General features: G+C 40.0%; 2 protein-coding genes and 1 pseudogene. 1 reads left to right on the forward strand and 2 read right to left on the reverse strand.

Translation table 11 applies throughout. The features are described 5' to 3' along the window. Nucleotides 1-80, forward strand: a pseudogene (locus tag ENH88_RS08485) (peroxiredoxin); the annotation flags it as partial. A 59-nt stretch (nucleotides 81-139) separates the two neighbouring features. On the opposite strand, the gene ENH88_RS08490 reads toward ENH88_RS08485, so the two are convergent. Beyond that, nucleotides 140-2,731 carry a TonB-dependent receptor gene (locus ENH88_RS08490; protein WP_170071851.1) on the reverse strand — a complete coding sequence of 864 codons (2,592 nt, stop codon included), beginning with the start codon at nucleotides 2,729-2,731 and terminating at the stop codon, nucleotides 140-142. A 693-nt stretch (nucleotides 2,732-3,424) separates the two neighbouring features. After that, a partial coding sequence (locus tag ENH88_RS08495; protein WP_304181622.1) for an SsrA-binding protein occupies nucleotides 3,425-3,711 on the reverse strand: 287 nt, incomplete at its 5' end.

Genomic DNA, 3,711 nt, shown 5'->3' on the forward strand with positions numbered 1-3,711 from the left:
GGACTGAAGGTAAAAAAGGTATGGACGCAAGCCCTGAAGGCGTTGCTAAGTTCTTATCTGAAAACGAAGGCGAGCTATAATCTAGCCCTTAGTTTTAAATAAAAAAACCGCCAATTGGCGGTTTTTTTGTGTCTTTTATTTAGAAAGAAAAGCTTACTTTAGTGTACAAGTAGCGGCCACGAGGGTTATGCACAGCTGATGCATAACCGTATAAATCGCCATCGCCATCACCAATTGCAAATGGTGGCTCTTCATCAAATAAGTTATTAACACCTAAAGATATTTTAGCTGACTCAGTAATACGGTACGACGTTTGTAAATCAACAAGCGTTTGCGAGTCAATCATACGTGAAGTATTGCTATCAAAGTCTAAATTGCCATCAAAGTCGATATCAGGCGTATCTTCAAATTCACCTACATAACTGATATTTACATTGGTGTTAAACTCACCAATTTCCCAGTTGGTTGAGAAAATAAAGCGATGCTCTGGGTAGCCATATTCACCGGTGTAATCACGACCATCTTTTTCAAACTTATCTTGATATGCCCACTCTAGATTGAATTTAAGTAAACCTAAGTCATCAAGAGAGTGGTTATAGTTTGCTGAAACATCAACACCAGATACTTCCTGCGATGATAAATTTTTAAATGTGCTGTGTATTTTTTGTATTGTGCCTAAGCTTGCACCGCCTGTAGGGGCTAAACGAACACATACAGTACTATTTTGGTTACCGCATTCTGCTGCATAAATAGGACCAAATTCTTCTTCATCGATTTTGTTATCTTGAGTAATACTCCATACATCAACACTTAAACCAAACTCAGCTGTAGGTGCCCAGATAACGCCCACGTTCCATGATTCTGACTCTTCTGCTTGTAAATCAGGGTTACCAGAGAACTCAATGTTGTAATCAAGTGCTTGGCAATCTAATCCCGTTTGTTCACAGCGCTGCGTATCAACAAAAAATTGGCTTTTTTGCGACGGACCTAAGCCTATTTGCGCTAGCGAAGGCGCTCTAAAGCCTTGCGCCCAAGAGCCACGAACAGTTACTTCGTCAGTTGGTGCCCAGCGCAAAGCTATTTTTGGATTTGTTGTTGTACCAAAGTCGCTATAATCATCGTAACGACCTGCTAATTGTAGTTCGAGGTTTTCAGCAAGCGGGATTGAGAATTCAACATATGCAGCGTATTGTTCACGATCAGCAGAAGCTGATACTGATTCAGTACCAAATATTAAGCCACGTTGAAATTGATCATCAGGGATATCATTTACATCTTCTTCACGGTACTCAATACCGGCGGCCATCATTACAGCTTCGCCACCAAAACTAAACGCTTCACCTGTAATGTTAGCGTCAAAAGAGGTCATATGAGACTCACCGCGACGTACTAAGCTGGTTGTGATTCTGTCAATTACAGCAGGGTCGTTATATGTGCCACCGAATGGATTATAGTTACCGGCATCAATTTCTTGTTGTAAGAAATCGGTGCGTACCCAGCCTTGTGTACGATCGCCAGTTTGTAGTGATTTACTGCGACCTTTTTGTACCGCAGTCTCCCAGCTCCAATCGTTTATTTCGCCCTTCAACCCTGCAACAAAGCGTAAGGTATCTGACTCAATGTCCCATTGGCGAGCACCAGCATCTACTGTACGGTAGCGACCAATTTGAATATCTTCACCAAATGGATTGTTTGGATGACTAGCGGGTACAGTAAGGCCTGCATCTTCATCAAGTGGTGTTGGTGCACCAGCAGCGACAGAGCTATTATGCTGAACAGCCATTTCTAAAAAGCCAGTAATGCCGTTATCAAAGCGGTATTCAAATTGTGAAATAGCGCCTACACGCTCAGATGCTGGGGCAACATATCCATATGGACCGTAATCAAATAAGCAGCTACCACTTGAAGTTGCATTTTCAGCAGGACAGGCAGGGTCGATTGTTTTAACGCCATCTACGTAAAAGTAGCCCGGGAAACCACGAGATGAACGGAAATCTTCACCACCATAAGGTGCTTGGTTTGCAGTGCCAAGGCTGCCCATTTCATCAGAAGAAAGAGATGTGTTTTTAAAGTAATCGATAATAACAGATGCACTACTTTTTTCGCTTGTAGTACCCCAAACTAGGCTTGCTGTTGTTTCTTCATAACTTGGACCATCAGTACCGCCATAGCCTAGGTTAATCTCAACACCATCAATATCTTTCTTTAAAATAACGTTAACTACACCCGCTACTGCATCTGAGCCGTAGATTGCTGAAGCGCCATCTTTGAGTATATCTATGCGCTCAATAGCAGAAACAGGGATACTGTTTATATCTACAAATGAGTTGGTGATACCTTCAGCAAAGGCACTAATTGATACACGGCGGCCATTGATCAGTACGAGTGTTGCATCGGCTCCTAAGCCACGTAAGCTTACTGCAGCTGAACCGTTAGCGGTTGAATCTTGGTTGTTACCACGAGTAGAGAAAGTACCGCTACCTGCTACAGGCATTCTTTCTAGAAGCTGCTGCAAGTTATCGTAACCCATGTTTTCGATTTCAGCTCTACCGATTGATTGTACCGGAGAAGGCCCTTCAATATCAGTTCGCTTAATACGAGAACCAGTAACCTGAATTCGCTCTACTTTTTTAGCTTCTTCAGCTGCGTAAGCCGTTGTTGTAAAACCTGCTGATAATGCGAGTGTTGCGCCCACAATAATGCTTGGTGTAAATGCAGTTGATTGCTTCATCCTTAAGTCCTTGTTGATATATTATAAAATTATTTGCTTAACAAGCGCGGGTATTAATATCATGTAACTTAAGTGTTAGCAATTAGCTTAATTTGTGATTTAAGTATTAGTTTCAATGCTTTTTTGTGGGTTTTATAACCTTATTTACACTTTTTTTTAGGTGAAACTAAGCGTGAATAGGACATAGACTTAATAATTGTTATATAGCTAGATGAAGCCATGTGTGGAGTTGCTAATGATTAAAATAATTTGTAATAATTTATTTCTATAAATTAAAAATTTTGTTTTATCTGCTTTTAATTTGAGAGGGGAAGCTGATGCTAAAGGCATTGAAACTTTCTGATTTACGACTGTGTAGATACAGGAGGTAGGGTAATGCTGGAGCAATTGCTGAGAATGGCTAAGTAATACCAGCCTGCATAAATCTTTGATCAATTTAACGAATTAAATTGCACTATAACGTCGTTAAAAATTTTTTATTTAGAACAACTAGATATAAAAATTTTTGCCTAGTTCTAGCGTAATTTTCTTAACGTTAAATAGAGCCCATATATAAGCAGATTGGTATAACAAGTTTTGTCTTGTTATCGATACGATTTTCTTATTTCAAAGTAGATTACTTAATTGAGCTGGTATTATTTGAGTTTTTATATAGGTGAAATTAAAAACGCCTAATAAATTAGGCGTTTTTATTTATGCTTTATGCTTCATTAAGCGTTCTTTTTCACGCGACCAGTCTTTATCTTTACCGTCTTCGCGTTTGTCGTGTAGCTTTTTACCCTTTGCTAGATGAAACTCAAGTTTTACCCAGCAGTTTTTCCAGTACATCGCTGTAGCTATTAAAGAATAGCCATCGCGCTCTGTAGCACCGAATAAACGGTCAAGTTCGCGTCTGCTTAATAGCAATTTACGATAACGTAGCGGGTCGCAAATTACATGGGTCGAGGCACTAATAAGTGGCTGAATCTGACTGCCAAGTA

Source organism: Pseudoalteromonas prydzensis (genome assembly GCF_011050055.1).
Lineage (GTDB): Bacteria > Pseudomonadota > Gammaproteobacteria > Enterobacterales > Alteromonadaceae > Pseudoalteromonas > Pseudoalteromonas prydzensis_A.

Bases quoted from the DNA above. Each gene is read 5' to 3' on its own strand.
- ENH88_RS08490 (WP_170071851.1), bottom strand. From the start codon at position 2,731: ATGAAGCAATCAACTGCATTTACACCAAGCATTATTGTGGGCGCAACA.